Below are 14,363 nucleotides of genomic sequence, written 5' to 3' on the forward strand. Positions count from 1 at the left end.
GCTCATCTGCGAGCATCTTTTTTTATGCAAACGACCTGAAAAAGCTTGCCGTATCCAGGCTGTTCTCCACGCCTTTTTGCTGGAGCATGACTCGAAACCGTCCGCCCAGCCCGGCAGGATCAATCAACTGGAGCAACGCCCGGTTGCGTTTCATCGCGACACTCGTAAACGGGTCTGTATCGTGATGGACGACCGCTTTGGTCAAAAGGCCGCTCTGGAGCAAAAATTTATCCTGGCGCATATACAAAACCTCTCGCAACCCCGCCGCTTCGCCAAAACGGCTCCATGCGGAAAAATTGACGTGCGCCGTTATATCTTGTTCGCCGACGTGAATGTACGGATTATCGTGGGCTTGATGGCGGTAGTAGCACATCAGTGTCCCGTTTTTCCGGCTGGCATGGTACAACTCCTCTTGTCTGTCGCCGTAATCGATCGTCATCACGTAGCCTTTGGCAAGCAGGCGTCCGACCTGCTGCGCCGCCTGTTCCAACCCGAGATTCACCTCGATGCGCATCCCGTTTGGCATCGCGGTAGCAGCCTCGATATCTGTCAGGCTGTTCAAAAGCGTGGCTCCCGGCTCTTGCAGCACCTCCGTGAACTGCCCCTCCTCGCATGTCACCGCTACTTCCTTCCAACCCGTTTTCGTCTTTTGCGCCAAGTGGACGGGAAAGGCATCCAGCCATTCATTGGACACGATCACTCCTTCTAGCCCGCCTGCTTTCGCTGCTTCTTCCAGTGACGAATACCATATTTTGCGCATCTCGTGCTCGCAAAGGGCCTCTTGCTGTTTTTGGCGATGATACGGGCTTGCTTCTATCAACACAACCGTAAGCTTGGCGTACACATCTGGCGCTGCTTCCTGTATGCGGGCAAGCATGCTTTTGCACAAGGAGCCAGTCCCGCCTCCGATTTCAACGAGCACAGGCTGCTCAATCGCCGCGGTGCTCCACAGCTTTATCACGGCATCCGCCAATGTTTCCCCGAAGACAGCGTGTACGGTCGCGCTGGTAAAAAAATCGCCATCTTTGCCTACCTTGGGCAAGTCCGACATATAATAGCCGTAGGAGTCGTGGTAGAGGGCCAGCTCCATAAAGCGTGCGAATGGGATCGCGCCTCCCTCCTGGCTTTCCATTTCACGGCGAATCATAGCGTTTATATCCATGGGCTCTTCTCCTGCTATCCAAATTCAACCTGATAAGGCTATAATACGAAAAAGAAGTCATACAATGTGGAAAGGCAAGCGACTTCCATCATGAAAGCAAAAGGTGAAAACATGCGTAAATTTTTGCTCGTCTTGTTCCTGCTTGTATGTCCGCTGACTGTGTTCGCCCAGGAAGAGACTGCAATTCCGCTGGAGCAGTTGATCTTGCAGCAGCATTTTACCCAAAAAGAACTGGAGCGAACTCTCACCTTGCTCAAGGATGAAGAGACGCGAACCTATCGGGATATCGCTCAAATCGATCTGGACCTGCAACGCCAAAAGCTGGTGATTGAAGCGATGCAGCGCCATGCCGGCGAGGTGGCACGGGCTTATTACATGGGTGAACGCGCCAATCTTCTCACGCTTTTACTCAATGCGGAAAATTTCAATGAGTTTTTATTGATGTTCGATTTCTACCAGCTCGTGTACGAGTATGATATGAATCGGCTCCAGACGTACCACGCCGAGCGAGTGAAGCTTGCCACGATGCAGACAGACAAGCAAGCACGACTCACTCTGCTCCAGGACCTCCGCAAAAAATACGAGCTGCAACTGGCGGAGATGATCGCCATTCAGGCGGAAAAAGAAAAAAACGTGCAAAAGCTTGACGATCCTACCACCGTGGAAGCGCTGATGGATCATCTGATCAATGATTGGGAAAAACGCGGCTTGCCCGCTTTCCAGACGTTTTTTGGCATGCTGGCCAAAGTGATGGTGCAAGTACCGGAGTTGGCCACGCCTGACCGGATTCAGTCCGACGGCTTTTTCTCGCACACGTTGACGATCAAGCAGAGCGATTTCAACCAGTTTTTGATGCAAAAAGACGAATTGTTCAAGCAATCCCGTTTTTCTTTTGAAAACGACAAGCTGACCGTCGAGGGCACGTATGACCACATGGAGCTTCGGCTGGTCGGCAACTACGAGCTTGTCTCTCCTACCCAGTTGAAGTTCCACATCACGGAGCTTTATTTCGACGGGTTCGCCTTGCCGCAAGCAACTGTCGACGAAATGGAAAAGACGTACGACCTCGGCTTCTACCCCGAGCTGATCTCCCCGAATATTCAGGTGCAAGGAATCAGCCTGCAAAACGAAGAGCTGAAGCTTCAACTGAAATTGAATCTCCCCTTCGGCTTCGGAAAGAAATAAGGCCAGCTAACGGTTAGCTGGCTTTTTTCTTGGAAACAGCCATATTCATGTGAACAGGCATCTCCTTTTGCAAGCGGGTCATGTACTGGATCGCTTCTTTCGTGAGGCCCGGATACTTCTCCCCGCGCTGCAATCCCTCCAATGTCTCCGCCACGGGATAAACGACATAATTGCGCTTGTTGTTTTTGCGGAAAAAATGAACGTAGGTCGGCAGCATTTCCGCCTGTTCGATACTCGCCTTTCCAGACTCGTCCTTGTGCAGCGTAAGCTTGAGAATCGCGCCGACATCTTTGTAATCCCATCTCTGGGCAGAGACGAAGTTCCCCAGCGAATACGTAATCAAGCCTTTGTGTTGTGTGCCGTCCTCCCGCGTAACGGTTTTCCATTCGTACGGCTGAACCACGTGCGGATGCGCCCCCAAAATCAAGTCGGCTCCGTACGTCAAGCACAGCTCGGCTGTCTTGATCTGCTCCGCATTCGGCAACCGCTGATACTCGACCCCAAAGTGCAGGGCGACGGCAACGAGATCGGCTCCCTTTTCTTTCGCACGGGCAATGTCCTGTTTCATCAACTCAGGCGAAATCAGGTTGACGAGGTATGGCTTGTCCTTGGGGATGGCGATTCCGTTCGTCCCGTACGTATAGGAAAGCAGAGCGAGCGTAAATCCGTCCTTGGTCAAAAGCAGCGGCTCGTCGCGCTCTTTGGCACTGGCAAACGTCCCTGTGTGCAAAATTCCCGCCTGATCGAGGTACTTGAGCGTTTGCAGCACGCCTTGCTCTTTGCGATCCATCGAGTGGTTGTTCGCAGTCGTTACCGCAGTGAAACCGACTTCCTTCAATGTCTGCCCCAAAGATTCCGGGGAATTGAACATCGGATATCCCGAGTAGCGGGCCTGACTGCCGCTCATCGTCGTTTCCAGATTGCCGATTACCCAGTCAGCCTGCTGAAACAGCGGCGTGACGTAAGGAAAAAACTTGTGGAAGTCATACGTTTTGGTCGCCGGGTTCCAGACGGCATCCATTTGCTCCTGGTGAACCATGATATCCCCGACCGCGAGAAGCGAAATCCGCTGTTCCGGAAAACGGGATGGCGGCGCTTCCCCAGTTGGGGGGACTGTATCGGATGGCGAGTCAGTAGTCGGTTCCTCTGCTGTCTGCGGCGTGGCATTGTCGGACGGACTCACTTGCAGGACAGGAGCCTTGGAAGCGTGGCTATCAGGGGCTGCTGGCGGGACACATCCGGCCAGACTCATACAGCCTAATGCTGTGATGATGACCCACTTGTTCCATGTTTGCTTCATGACAATAGCTCCTTTGGCGATAATGTAACCCACTTCCTTTTCGCCGTCTGCAAGCCATTTCCTCTTCTTTTGCCTCATAAACAATCGTGAAGTCTTTTAGCGCAGCATGCCTGTCACGAACGGATTGTACGTTTTTTCGTAGTCAATCGTCGTCTTGGGACCGTGTCCAGGGTAGACGATGGTGTCATCTTCCAGCTCAAACAGCTTGTCTTGAATGCTGATCATCAGCGTCTCGTAGTCGCCTCCGAACAGATCGGTACGGCCGATGCTTTGCTGGAACAGGACGTCCCCGCCAAAGCAATGCTTTCCGATCACAAAGGAACAGCTTCCCGGAGAGTGCCCGGGCGTATGCAGCACCTGGATGTAGAAACCAGCCAGAGCAAGCGTTTGACCATCGGCAAGCTCATGCTCTGCCCGCTCGCAAACAATCGGCTCAGGCAGTCCCCAACGGCTCGACCCGTTCAGATCAGGATTGGTCAGCCACTCTTGTTCCAGCGGGTGAATGTACACCGGAGCTTTGGTCAGCGCTCTTACTTGATTCAGCCCTCCGATATGGTCGAGATGCGCATGGGTCAACAAGATCGCTACGACGTTTTTACCGGCAATTTCCTGGAGCAGCCGCTCTGGCTGCATACCTGGATCAATGACAATCGTTTCGTTTGTTTCTTTGTTGGTCAAGACGTAGGCATTCGTTTGAAAGCCTCCCAAGGCAAAAGATTGGACGGCGAGATGTTGGTCGCTCATAAGAATAGGAACCTCCCTGATTTTTTGATACGATAAAAAGAAAGCTTGCGAAAAGGATGAAGGATATGCGACATATGTACGGAATCGAGCTTGCGATCCCCGCCGGGAAGCTGCCCGGGTTCTATGCTCAAGTCATACATAAAATCGGAGACCATGTCAATGTCTTTGCTCGGGACAAACTGCTTTTTATTGTCGAGAGCGAAGAAGAGCGGGACAAGCTTGCGGCGATCTTGCAAAAATCCAACATGCTTGGGGAGGAGTTCTCCTTGCTGCTGCTTCCTCCTCAAGCCGTAATAGACGAGGGGGCTGACATCGGCTTCGTCACGGAAAATGGCCATACGTTTGTTTATGCAGATCAAGTCGCGCTGTTTACGGCAGATAAAAACTCCGGCTCGCCCGACGATCGCTGGGCAGCGGCCGAGCAATGGAAAGAGCATGTCAAGGGCACGATCCCCCAGGCGGATCAAGCGGATACCATCTACCTCATCGACAGCAATCTGGCGGAGCTTGCCGCAGGGATCGCCAAGGCATACAAGGTCAAGCTGGACTTTCTGGCTTTGTCGTAACGTGCCTTCGCGCCGCGCATAAAAAAGCAGGCGGGCTCCCTTTTGGAGAACCCGCCTGCTTTTTTGCCAAGACGACTACTTGCTGTCAAAGCGGAACCAGACTACCTGACCGCCCGAGACACCGAAATTGGCCGTATATTTGCTGCCTTCGTACACAACCTCGGTTTCTCCGGACCCTTCGCCGTACAATTTTTTCAGTTGTTCCTTGCTGTCGTACATGGACAGCCCGCGGAGCGTCTGAAAGCGTGCCGCATCTTCTTTTGCCACGCCGCCGAGCATGATCGAGATCAGTTCGCCTTTTCTGACCTTGACGAGCAGCTGTGTGCGATCGATCAAAAGCATGCCCATGACCGCCTCGCCCTCGCCTTTTGCCATTCTCTCCACCGTATAGCTTTCGCGGGAGATCATGTCCATAAAATCGGCTTTGGTCGGCTTTAGCAAGTCCATCGCTTCCTTGATGTTTTGGCCGAGGTAAACCCCGCTGACGCCATATTCCTGCTGATTTTCCGGATCAAACGCCCCGGCTGGCCCTGCTTGCGACGAACAGGCTGCCAGCATACAAGCAAGCAGTACAAACAGTCCAAGCATTCGGAATGAATTTTGCCATTTCATCGTGCCCACCTACTTTGCGGTATGTACTTTTGCTATCTTACCGCACGCTGCAAGCATGATTCAACCAGGTTGTGCTCACTCCCGCGGACCGCTTACCTTTTGCCGCGGGCGATTGGGTGGCTGATTGTGATTGACCGATTGCTTGAAGCCTTCCAAAATTTTCAGGACGGAAGCGAAAAATGGCGAGCCGAACACCGCGACGATGCCCCACAGCCACGTTCCTACCTGCCACGGGTCTTCGACATACGCCGTCTGTGCGCCTGTCAAGATCAGGGCGGGGTCCAGACCGAGCATGCCAAAAATGACGCCGGCCGCCAAAACAGAGATGAGCAGGTTGAAAAATCGCTTGTAATTCATCAGCCGCGCCGCATGGTTTTGATCCTCCCAGCAATCTTCCTTCGGCTCATAGTCCGTCGACAAGAACGGAATAATCGATTTGAACGCTTCCGTCACACCTGCCGCCGCACTGGAAACAGCCGTCACATACACAAAAAAGGCGATGGATGAGTCCAACGTGACCATATGCGCTCCCTCCTTTTTACATGTGTATGAAGGCAGCGGGACAACCTTGCAAAAAATAGCGGGAGCTTGTTTTCTGAATCGTCTTTTTACGGTAACATGGAGAAGAATGGAAATGGATGAAAGGTGGTTTTGTCATGCAGGATTACTCATTTGTATGGAATCAGTATGATATGATTCGCGGCATGTTTCTTGAAGGCTTGTCCAAAACATCCGAGCAAGAGGCAGAGATTGTTCCGGCAGGATTCAAAAACAACATTCACTGGAATATCGGCCACATCTTGCTCACGCAGGATTACTTGTTGTTCGGACCAGCCGAAATGAAATGTCCTCCGTCGTATGCCGCTTTGTTCAGCCCCGGCACAAAGCCCGCAGACTGGCAAGGCGATGTGCCATCCATCGAGGAGCTGGCGGCACAATTGAAGGAGCAGCACGCCCGGGTAAAAGAGCAGTTGCAAACGAAACTGAATGACCCGCTGCCCAAGCCGTTCCAGTTGGGTGACAAAGGTGTCATGAACACGTATGGCGAGATGATGGTCTTCACCCTGTTCCATGAGGGCATGCACATCGGCACCATTTCCGCTTTGCGCAAAGCAATCGCCCATTCCAACGCTTAACTTTTTGACTCATTCGCCAACAAAGCAAAACGCGGAACCATTCCCACGGTTTTTCGCGTTTTTTTATGACCCTCTCGCCGAGCAAAAATGAAACCGCCCCCAGATTGGGAGCGGTTCTTTGTCGAGCCCGATTGCTTATGGGGTTTTACCGGTTATTCTCTTTGGCACTTCAACCTCCCTGAAGAGATTAGGTTACCCAAGAACTCGGCTTATTTCCATTCGACTTTCGTCGATTGCTAATTCATGATTATCCACGGATCTTCGCCTCCTGCAAGGCATTTCGCCGTTTGCTACATGAATCTGACGGGCTCGACAACTATAGTATGGTCCGCAAAACGATTTTCATACACGCTTTTTACAACAAATCGGCCGCGAGTTGTGCAAGCACGCTCCGCTCGCCTTTTTCCAGGCGGATATGCCCGGCCAGCTTCTGGTCTTTGAATACTTCCACTACATAAGTCAGACCGTTGTTGCTTTCGTCCAAATACGGATGGTCGATCTGCTCCGGGTCGCCCATCAAAACGATTTTCGAGCCGTCGCCTACCCTGGTCAAAATCGTTTTTACCTCGTGCTTGGTCAGGTTTTGCGCTTCGTCAATAATGATGAACTGTCCCGGAATCGAGCGGCCGCGAATGTAGGTCAACGCTTCTACTTGCAAGCTGCCCATTCCCGCCAAAATTTTGTCGAGATCGCCTGGGCGCTTTGTGTTGAACAAATATTCCAAATTATCATAAATCGGTTGCATCCACGGCCGCAATTTCTCTTCTTTCTCGCCGGGCAAATAACCGATGTCTTTTCCTAAAGGAACGATAGGTCTTGCTACCAACAGCTTTTTGTACTTTTGCTGATCTTCAATCTGCAGCAGCCCCGCAGCCAAAGCCAGCAACGTCTTGCCTGTTCCCGCCTTCCCCGTCATGGTCACGAGCGGAATATCATCTCGCAGCAACAGCTCTGTCGCCATTCTTTGCTGCACATTTCGGGCCCGGATGCCCCAAATCGGATCGTCATCTGATACAAGCATTTCCAAAGTTTTGCCGTCAGGGTCTACTTTTCCAATCGCGGAAATGGACGGGTTGCACTCGTCCTTCAATACGAGAAACTGGTGCGGATAAAAGCGATAGCGAGGGAAACAGGTAGCCAGATGAAGCTTGCGCGTCGCGTAGTAAGACTTGATGATCTCCGAGGCTACCATCATCTTTTGATAGCCGGTGTAAATGCTGGAAAATTCACCTACGACGCGATCCGAAAGAAAATCTTCCGCTGAAATGTTCAAGGCATCTGCCTTCACACGCATGAGCGCATCCTTGCTCACCAAAATGACGGGTCTGGGCTGTGGGGATTGGTTCTCCTCCTCCTGCAAATTGAGTGCGACCGCCAAAATGCGGTTGTCGTTCGTCATTTCCGTAAATTGCTTTTGCAACTGATGGAGCGAAGAATGGTTCAGCTCCACCCGAAAGAGCCCGCCTGTCTCCAGGGTAATGCCTTTGTGCAAATGACCCAGCTCACGAAAACTGTCAAAGAGCCGCGATACGTACCGTGCGTTGCGGCCAATTTCATCCATGTACCGCTTTTTGGAATCGATTTCTTCCAACACCACTGCGGGTATGACAATTTCGTTGTCAGCGAAAGAGAACATCGCCCGTGGATCTTGCAGGAGTACGTTGGTGTCCAGTACGTAGATTTTCTTCAAAATCTCGCCTCCTATTACCCTTCTTATATACGGTATGCAATTTTTGGAGGGATGCTCAATTGTGGCGACGTGATGTACTACAGTCTATGTTCGGTCGAACAGAGATAGACGACCCTTGGCAGAATGAAATGGGGCGGAGGGGAACAAAATACAGGTAACCTGCCCTCCTGATCGGAGGCACTACGGGGAAAGGGAGTATGCGTGTGAAACGGATCATCATTGGTTGCCTGGGTGCGAGCCTTGTTTTGTCAGGGTGCATGGCGGGCAACAAAGCGAACCAGGCTGCGCCACAACCCAACCAACAGCAAGCGCCCCATACCCAGCGCGTTCAGCAAACGGCACCGGAACCAGCTTACAACCAATCTTCGCAGGCGACCGCCGACCGTCTCGTCCAGTTGGCTACTCGCGTGAAAAAAGTCAATGGCGCCACAGCCGTGGTGATTGGCAAATACGCCGTCGTCGGGATCGATGTAGACGCCCAATTGGATCGGCCGGAAGTCGGCGTCATCAAGTACACCGTAGCAGAAGCGCTGAAAGAAGACCCGCAGGGGGCCAATGCCGTCGTAACAGCCGACCCGGACATCGTTCAGCGGCTGAAAGAAATGGCGGCAGACATTCGCAGAGGCCACCCGATCTCCGGCTTCGCAGAGGAATTGGCCGACATCGTCGGACGGATCATTCCGCAACTGCCGCGAGATGTCAGAAAGCGCGAAGAAACACCGGCGCAGGAAAATCAGCAACAACAGATCAACAACGATGGGCGTACCCCGCAAGGAAAAATCAACGTAAATCGCACTGGCACTCCATAAGAAAAAGAGGCATAGCCCCCGGTTCGTTACACCCGGGAGTATGCCTCTTTTTTGCTTGGAATCGCGGATGGCAAAGGCGGCAGTGCTTCCAAAGCCTGTTTCAAGTCTGCCAGCAAATCGTCCGCGTCTTCCAGACCTGCGGACAACCGGATCAAACCGTCTGTAATGCCGCGTGCTTGCCGCTCCTCTGCCGGCATAGCCGCATGCGACATCATGACCGGATACGAGAGAATCGTCTCCACCGCGCCAAGACTGACCGCTACAATCGGCAGCTTTACGCGGTCAAACAACGCTTTTGCCCGCTCGCGGCTCCCGACGTCAAAAGACAATACGGCGCCGTGGCCGCTCGCCTGTTTTTGCTGAACGAGATGTCCCGGATGCTCAGCCAAGCCTGTATAGTAGACGCGGCTCACTTCGGGGTGGCAAGAAAGCCATTCCGCCAAAACTCCGGCAGACTTCGTGCTGACATCCAGACGCGCTTTGAGCGTCTTCAGCCCTCTCATGACCAGCCAGCAATCCTGAACGCCGAGAACGGCTCCCATGCCGTTTTGGATGAGGTACAGCTGTTCGCCGAGCGCTTCATCGCGGGTTACCGCCAGACCTGCAACAACGTCGCTGTGGCCGCCGATAAACTTGGTTGCACTGTGGATGACGATATCCGCCCCCAGCTCCAATGGCCGCTGATAGTACGGCGTCAGGAACGTATTGTCCACGATGACGAGCAGGTCATGCTCTTTCGCAATGGCGGAAACGGCAGCGATATCGGTCACTTTCAACGTCGGATTGGACGGAGTTTCCAGATAGACCCCTCTGGTAGCCGGAGTGATCGCCGCGCGCACCGCTTCCGTCTGTGTCGCATCCACAAACGTGACAGAGATTCCCATTCTCGACAGCACTCTCGTCAGAAAACGGAAAGTGCCGCCGTACACATCTTCCGCGACCACGATATGATCGCCCGCCGAAAAGAGCATGAACACACTGGAAATGGCCGCCATGCCGGAAGAAAAGGCGAACCCGCGCGCTCCGCCTTCGAGTGCGGCGATCGCTTCTTCCAGCGCATGTCTCGTCGGGTTCCCCGAGCGGGCGTAATCGTATGTGCCCGGCTGATCGATATCAAACTGATGAAAAGTGGAAGCCTGGTAAATCGGAACCGACGACGCACCTGTAAACGGATCGATGCCTGTGGAGCCATGCAAAACTTTTGTCGCGAAATTCATCGAACAGCCCCCCCAACGACGAGACTTGCATCCAGCGCTTGAAACAAATCAGCGATCAAATCATCCGGATGTTCAATCCCCACCGAAAGCCTCAGCAATCGATCGCACACGCCGACATACGCCCGCACTTCCTCGGGGATGTCTGCGTGAGTCTGTGTCGCCGGGTACGTACACAACGACTCTACCCCGCCAAGACTTTCCGCAAAGGAGACGACGCGCAAATTTTGCAGAAACAAGCCCACCTGCTCCTGGGAGCGTACCCGGAACGAAACCATGCCGCTGTATCCGCTCGCCTGGCTCGCCTGAATCTCATGCCCGGGATGCTCTTCCAGTCCGGGGTAAAACACTTCGGCAACGGCTGGATGTTCTTTCAGCTTTTTCGCTACCGCGAGCGCATTCGACTGGTGTCTGTCCATGCGCAGCGCCAACGTTTTCATGCCGCGCACCAGAAGCCAGCTATCCTGCGGCCCCAGCACCGCGCCGATCGAATTGTGCAAAAACCGGATTTTTTCCGACAACTCCTCGCCCTTTGTAACGATCAACCCTGCCAGCACATCGTTGTGTCCGCCCAAATACTTCGTTGCGCTGTGCAAAATCACATCAGCCCCAAGCTCTAGCGGGCGTTGACAATACGGAGTCATGAACGTGTTGTCTACAATCGTCAGAAGCCCGTGTTGCTTGGCCAAGCTGGTTATTTCACGAATATTTGTAATCTGCATGAGCGGATTGGTCGGCGTCTCGACGAAAATCGCTTTCGTCTCTGCGCGCAGCGCCTTTTTCACCGCTTCCAGATCGCGCAAATCTACGTAAGTAAAAGCAAGCCCGTAACGGGAAAGCACTTGTTCAAACAAGCGATACGTCCCGCCGTACAAATCGAGCGATACGATGAGGTGATCGCCTTGGGAAAACAACCCCATTACCGTATGGACTGCCGCCATCCCGGACGCGCAGGCAAAGCCGGCATCGCCTCCCTCTGCCTCAGCGATTGTCTCTTCCAAAACAGAACGGGTAGGATTCGCCGTCCGCGTATAGTCAAAACCTGTGCTCTGTCCCAGCGCCGGATGGCGATAAGCGGTAGCGTAGTAGACGGGGAAGCTCACCGCACCCATTTTCTCATCTTTGCCTACGCCTGCCTGAATCAATTTTGTTTCCAGTCTCATACCGTAATTCTCTCCCTCCAATGATGTCGAGGGGCATGAAAAAAGCCCCCTTTCCTCTGAAAGAAGGCTTTGTTTACGTCGCCGTAAGCAAGACCTTCTCATCTTTCAGAGTTAAAAAACTCTGCAGGAATTAGCACCATTATCTCCCCGTATGAACGAACATACAGGTGATTGGTTGCCGGGCATCATCGGGCCAGTCCCTCCGCCTCTCTGGATAAGAAGTTTGCTATTCAATTTGAATGACCTAATACTAAAGGATAGCGCTGTTTCTTGTCAACAAGATTTTCCACAAGAGTGTGACAACCGCGCCTACGCTTTTTTCAAGGCGTCCATGACCTGATTGTCCAGCTTCGCTGCGGCATTTTTGTCGTATGTCTTTTCGTACTGAGGCTCTACGGATATGCGCGAACCGTAAAACATCACGTCTCTGACAGAGTCAATCGCAATCTCCGCCATCGCAAGCTTCAGGGGAACCCCTTCCAGCCGTTCTGCCTTCAGCTCGGCGCGCCCGTTGATCGCAAAAGAAGAGCCTGCCCCGATCAAATGCAGCACGACCTGCGGTTCTTTGGCGATATTGGCGAGAATGCGGGAGCGGCTGTCTACAGCAAAACGGATGAGTCCGCTGTTCACAGCAAAAGTCCAGGACAAGGAACTGACGGATGGCGCACCTGTCTCGTGATCGACTGTGGCCAACGTCACAAAGCGCTCTTTTTGCAGGAGCGCGAACAGTTCTTCCGATAAGGTTTGGGATACGGTTTCAGCCATTCGGATGCCTCCTCGTATACTTTTGTACGTCTATTGTACCCCTCCCGCAAGCCGGAGGCAAACCTTTCCTCCCCGCCTTGATTCTGGTCGGCTTTTTCCCTAAACTGGTAGAAAACAATGCTTCCAGGAACAAGGAGGTTGAAACAAGTGGCTCCTACGCCTACAGATCGGCTCATGCACAAAATAGATCAAGTCCTCCACGAGCTTCAGGAAGTGCGGAAAATGAACGAGCGCATGGATAAGATCGCCATGTTTTTGGAGGATATCCGGCTTGCTGATGTCATCCAAAATTACACAGCCCCGCGCAAGCTGCTCTGGATCAATTTCCTCGCAGGTCTTGCCCGGGGTCTTGGTTTGACGATTGGGACTGCTATCGTTCTCGCACTGCTCGGTTCGCTACTGACACAATTTCTCTCGATCCCGATCCTCGGCGACTACATCCGCGAACTGGTCGATTACGTCCAGACTTACAAACAGCCGTAACAGCAGCTACTTGTCTTTCTTTTTGTCACGATCGTCGTCATCTTCGTCACGATCGCGGTCATCGTCGTCCCGATCGTCATCGTCCCATTTGCCATCGTGTTTCTTCCAGAAGCCGTACGCTTTGCCATTCGGATGCTTGTGCTTCTTCTCATCCTCATCATGCTTAGGCGGCGCGACGATGACCTTCGTGCTCAGGACGATGTCTGCTTGCTTGACCAGCTTGTCTTTTACATACAGTTCAAGCTGAATCGCTTTGGCCGTGTACGAGCGATCTTTGTACGTCAATTCCAGCGTGTACTCGCCCTTGTCATTGGGCTTGATCTCTTTTTTCTTGCCGTCTGGTTTAATCGCGAAAAGCTTCGCCTTTTGCTTTTTGTCCCAGCCCTTGACGGTACCTTTCAGTTCGATCTGCTTTTTCTTTATGTCGTGCACAGCTGTGCCCGCAATGCTGTAGTCTACTGCCGGATTGTTGTCCGGTGTCTTATTCGGCTCAATCGCAATCGAGTCCTCGTCCACCTTTTTCCCGGCCTCATACACTTCGATCACAGCCTTGCTGCTCTTGGCATCCGTCGTCGGATTCTCGAAAGTCACACTGAAGCTGTCAACGTTATCGAGCAGCTTTTTCAGGCTGGCCTCTTTTCGCACGCCGTTATACGTGACGACAACCCGCTCCGCCCCGTGCTTGACAATCCCTTTGACTTGCCACTCTGCTTTTTTCGCGTCATAAACCGTGAACATATGGAGCAGCCTGTTTTTGTCCTCTTCCGTTTGCGCTACGAGCTTTACTTTCTCCGTGTCGGCAAGCACGCTTCCCGCAAAAGCCTGAACAGTCACATACTGCTCGGCGGACGTACCGACGGCAGGGAAGCTGACGGTAAACGAGTGCTCGCTGGTCGGCACCGTCTCGATGATATCACCGTTCGGCTTGGTCACGACCACCTTGGTCACGTCCGGTGTCACAAGACCTTTGATGTACACCTTGTCGCTTTTCGTCTGGGCGCTCACGCTGACCAGTTGCTCATCCGCTTTCGGGCTGCGCACTTCCAGCCAGATGTCGTTGTAGTAGTCGCGATAAATCCGCTCCCATTCCGCCTTGTTCGTTTCCATATACGATTGCAACTTTACGTTCAAATTAATTTTATCGACGATAATGTACAGATGGTCTGCCTGTGTTTTCAGGAGCGTGTTCAGCGTAGCCGGATCGCTTTGGACAAGCTCCTTGAGCTGATATCGGGTCGCTTTCTGTCCTTGCTCATTCATGACTACCTTAGATGTTTCGGCTGCTCCTGTCGAGCTTGCGTCCGCCAGAAGCGGTGTCAGGCAACCGATGAGTCCCGCCGCTGTTACGACAGCCAAAACGGGCCTGGTCATGATTTTTTTCATTGTTGTTCCCCCTCTATTCTGCCAGTCATTCCCTCTGTGCCCAGGGCAACCATACAGACGGCGCATTTTTTTCAAAAGTTGCATCCGGAAGAAAACCACTCCTAATGGCCCATTTTCCGCTTGCAGAACCAGTTTGTTTTGAGGCTAATCA

15 protein-coding genes and 1 riboswitch are annotated in these 14,363 nt (G+C 52.8%); of the genes, 5 read left to right on the forward strand and 10 right to left on the reverse strand.

All coding sequences use genetic code 11. The features are described 5' to 3' along the window. Positions 1-22: 22 nt before the first annotated feature. Positions 23-1,162, reverse strand: coding sequence for a class I SAM-dependent methyltransferase (locus NST23_RS17755; protein WP_340964177.1), 1,140 nt, complete (start codon positions 1,160-1,162; stop codon positions 23-25). A 111-nt stretch (positions 1,163-1,273) separates the two neighbouring features. Between NST23_RS17755 and NST23_RS17760 the strand changes: the two genes are divergently transcribed. Next, entirely contained in the window at positions 1,274-2,347 is a 1,074-nt protein-coding gene (locus NST23_RS17760; protein ID WP_173597026.1) for a hypothetical protein, read from the forward strand. Positions 2,348-2,360: 13 nt separating this feature from the next. On the opposite strand, the gene NST23_RS17765 is transcribed toward NST23_RS17760, so the two are convergent. Together NST23_RS17765 and NST23_RS17770 are read right to left on the reverse strand one after the other, a co-directional pair. Beyond that, entirely contained in the window at positions 2,361-3,647 is a 1,287-nt protein-coding gene (locus NST23_RS17765) for a CapA family protein (RefSeq protein ID WP_122964976.1), read from the reverse strand. A 96-nt stretch (positions 3,648-3,743) separates the two neighbouring features. Further along, on the reverse strand, positions 3,744-4,391 hold the full coding sequence (locus NST23_RS17770; RefSeq protein WP_173597025.1) for an MBL fold metallo-hydrolase: 648 nt from the start codon (positions 4,389-4,391) through the stop codon (positions 3,744-3,746). A 65-nt stretch (positions 4,392-4,456) separates the two neighbouring features. Between NST23_RS17770 and NST23_RS17775 the strand changes: the two genes are divergently transcribed. Next, positions 4,457-4,957, forward strand: a complete 501-nt coding sequence (locus tag NST23_RS17775) for a hypothetical protein (RefSeq protein WP_122964974.1) — start codon at positions 4,457-4,459, stop codon at positions 4,955-4,957. Positions 4,958-5,032: 75 nt separating this feature from the next. Here NST23_RS17775 and NST23_RS17780 read toward each other — a convergent pair whose 3' ends face one another. Together NST23_RS17780 and NST23_RS17785 are read right to left on the reverse strand one after the other, a co-directional pair. After that, positions 5,033-5,569 (reverse strand): hypothetical protein, encoded by a 537-nt coding sequence (locus NST23_RS17780; protein ID WP_229049704.1) that lies wholly within the window; start codon positions 5,567-5,569, stop codon positions 5,033-5,035. Between the two features lie 75 nt (positions 5,570-5,644). Continuing rightward, the gene (locus tag NST23_RS17785; protein WP_122964971.1) at positions 5,645-6,091 is read right to left on the reverse strand and encodes a hypothetical protein; all 447 of its coding nucleotides are present in this window, start codon (positions 6,089-6,091) and stop codon (positions 5,645-5,647) included. Between the two features lie 134 nt (positions 6,092-6,225). Here NST23_RS17785 and NST23_RS17790 point away from each other — a divergent pair, with 134 nt between their 5' ends. Then, entirely contained in the window at positions 6,226-6,705 is a 480-nt protein-coding gene (locus NST23_RS17790) for a DinB family protein (protein ID WP_122964969.1), read from the forward strand. Positions 6,706-7,060: 355 nt separating this feature from the next. Here NST23_RS17790 and NST23_RS17795 read toward each other — a convergent pair whose 3' ends face one another. Then, positions 7,061-8,395: a PhoH family protein gene (locus NST23_RS17795; protein ID WP_122964968.1), complete on the reverse strand. Its 1,335-nt coding sequence runs from the start codon at positions 8,393-8,395 to the stop codon at positions 7,061-7,063. Between the two features lie 197 nt (positions 8,396-8,592). On the opposite strand from NST23_RS17795, the gene NST23_RS17800 reads away from it, so the two are divergent. Next, positions 8,593-9,204, forward strand: coding sequence for a YhcN/YlaJ family sporulation lipoprotein (locus tag NST23_RS17800; protein ID WP_173597024.1), 612 nt, complete (start codon positions 8,593-8,595; stop codon positions 9,202-9,204). A gap of 26 nt (positions 9,205-9,230) precedes the next feature. Here NST23_RS17800 and NST23_RS17805 read toward each other — a convergent pair whose 3' ends face one another. The 3 genes from NST23_RS17805 to NST23_RS17815 form a co-directional block, all read right to left on the reverse strand. Beyond that, complete coding sequence (locus tag NST23_RS17805) at positions 9,231-10,421, reverse strand: trans-sulfuration enzyme family protein (RefSeq protein ID WP_122964966.1); 1,191 nt, start codon at positions 10,419-10,421, stop codon at positions 9,231-9,233. Continuing rightward, complete coding sequence (locus NST23_RS17810; protein WP_340964179.1) at positions 10,418-11,581, reverse strand: aminotransferase class I/II-fold pyridoxal phosphate-dependent enzyme; 1,164 nt, start codon at positions 11,579-11,581, stop codon at positions 10,418-10,420. Before NST23_RS17810 ends, NST23_RS17805 begins: the two co-directional genes overlap by 4 nt. Before the next feature lie 95 nt (positions 11,582-11,676). Continuing rightward, positions 11,677-11,802: riboswitch (SAM riboswitch) on the reverse strand. An 88-nt stretch (positions 11,803-11,890) separates the two neighbouring features. Next, complete coding sequence (locus tag NST23_RS17815; protein WP_122964962.1) at positions 11,891-12,346, reverse strand: pyridoxamine 5'-phosphate oxidase family protein; 456 nt, start codon at positions 12,344-12,346, stop codon at positions 11,891-11,893. Positions 12,347-12,520: 174 nt separating this feature from the next. Between NST23_RS17815 and NST23_RS17820 the strand changes: the two genes are divergently transcribed. Next, the gene (locus tag NST23_RS17820) at positions 12,521-12,829 is read left to right on the forward strand and encodes a DUF5665 domain-containing protein (RefSeq protein WP_173597067.1); all 309 of its coding nucleotides are present in this window, start codon (positions 12,521-12,523) and stop codon (positions 12,827-12,829) included. Positions 12,830-12,835: 6 nt separating this feature from the next. Here NST23_RS17820 and NST23_RS17825 read toward each other — a convergent pair whose 3' ends face one another. Continuing rightward, the gene (locus tag NST23_RS17825; protein WP_173597023.1) at positions 12,836-14,212 is read right to left on the reverse strand and encodes a hypothetical protein; all 1,377 of its coding nucleotides are present in this window, start codon (positions 14,210-14,212) and stop codon (positions 12,836-12,838) included. Positions 14,213-14,363: the final 151 nt, after the last annotated feature.

This window comes from Brevibacillus sp. FSL K6-0770, from assembly GCF_038000275.1.
In the GTDB taxonomy this organism is placed as follows: domain Bacteria; phylum Bacillota; class Bacilli; order Brevibacillales; family Brevibacillaceae; genus Brevibacillus; species Brevibacillus parabrevis.

Bases quoted from the DNA above. Each gene is read 5' to 3' on its own strand.
- NST23_RS17755 (WP_340964177.1), bottom strand. From the start codon at position 1,162: ATGGATATAAACGCTATGATTCGCCGTGAAATGGAAAGCCAGGAGGGA.
- NST23_RS17760 (WP_173597026.1), top strand. From the start codon at position 1,274: ATGCGTAAATTTTTGCTCGTCTTGTTCCTGCTTGTATGTCCGCTGACT.
- NST23_RS17765 (WP_122964976.1), bottom strand. From the start codon at position 3,647: ATGAAGCAAACATGGAACAAGTGGGTCATCATCACAGCATTAGGCTGT.
- NST23_RS17770 (WP_173597025.1), bottom strand. From the start codon at position 4,391: ATGAGCGACCAACATCTCGCCGTCCAATCTTTTGCCTTGGGAGGCTTT.
- NST23_RS17775 (WP_122964974.1), top strand. From the start codon at position 4,457: ATGCGACATATGTACGGAATCGAGCTTGCGATCCCCGCCGGGAAGCTG.
- NST23_RS17780 (WP_229049704.1), bottom strand. From the start codon at position 5,569: ATGAAATGGCAAAATTCATTCCGAATGCTTGGACTGTTTGTACTGCTT.
- NST23_RS17785 (WP_122964971.1), bottom strand. From the start codon at position 6,091: ATGGTCACGTTGGACTCATCCATCGCCTTTTTTGTGTATGTGACGGCT.
- NST23_RS17790 (WP_122964969.1), top strand. From the start codon at position 6,226: ATGCAGGATTACTCATTTGTATGGAATCAGTATGATATGATTCGCGGC.
- NST23_RS17800 (WP_173597024.1), top strand. From the start codon at position 8,593: ATGCGTGTGAAACGGATCATCATTGGTTGCCTGGGTGCGAGCCTTGTT.
- NST23_RS17805 (WP_122964966.1), bottom strand. From the start codon at position 10,421: ATGAATTTCGCGACAAAAGTTTTGCATGGCTCCACAGGCATCGATCCG.
- NST23_RS17810 (WP_340964179.1), bottom strand. From the start codon at position 11,581: ATGAGACTGGAAACAAAATTGATTCAGGCAGGCGTAGGCAAAGATGAG.
- NST23_RS17815 (WP_122964962.1), bottom strand. From the start codon at position 12,346: ATGGCTGAAACCGTATCCCAAACCTTATCGGAAGAACTGTTCGCGCTC.
- NST23_RS17820 (WP_173597067.1), top strand. From the start codon at position 12,521: ATGCACAAAATAGATCAAGTCCTCCACGAGCTTCAGGAAGTGCGGAAA.
- NST23_RS17825 (WP_173597023.1), bottom strand. From the start codon at position 14,212: ATGAAAAAAATCATGACCAGGCCCGTTTTGGCTGTCGTAACAGCGGCG.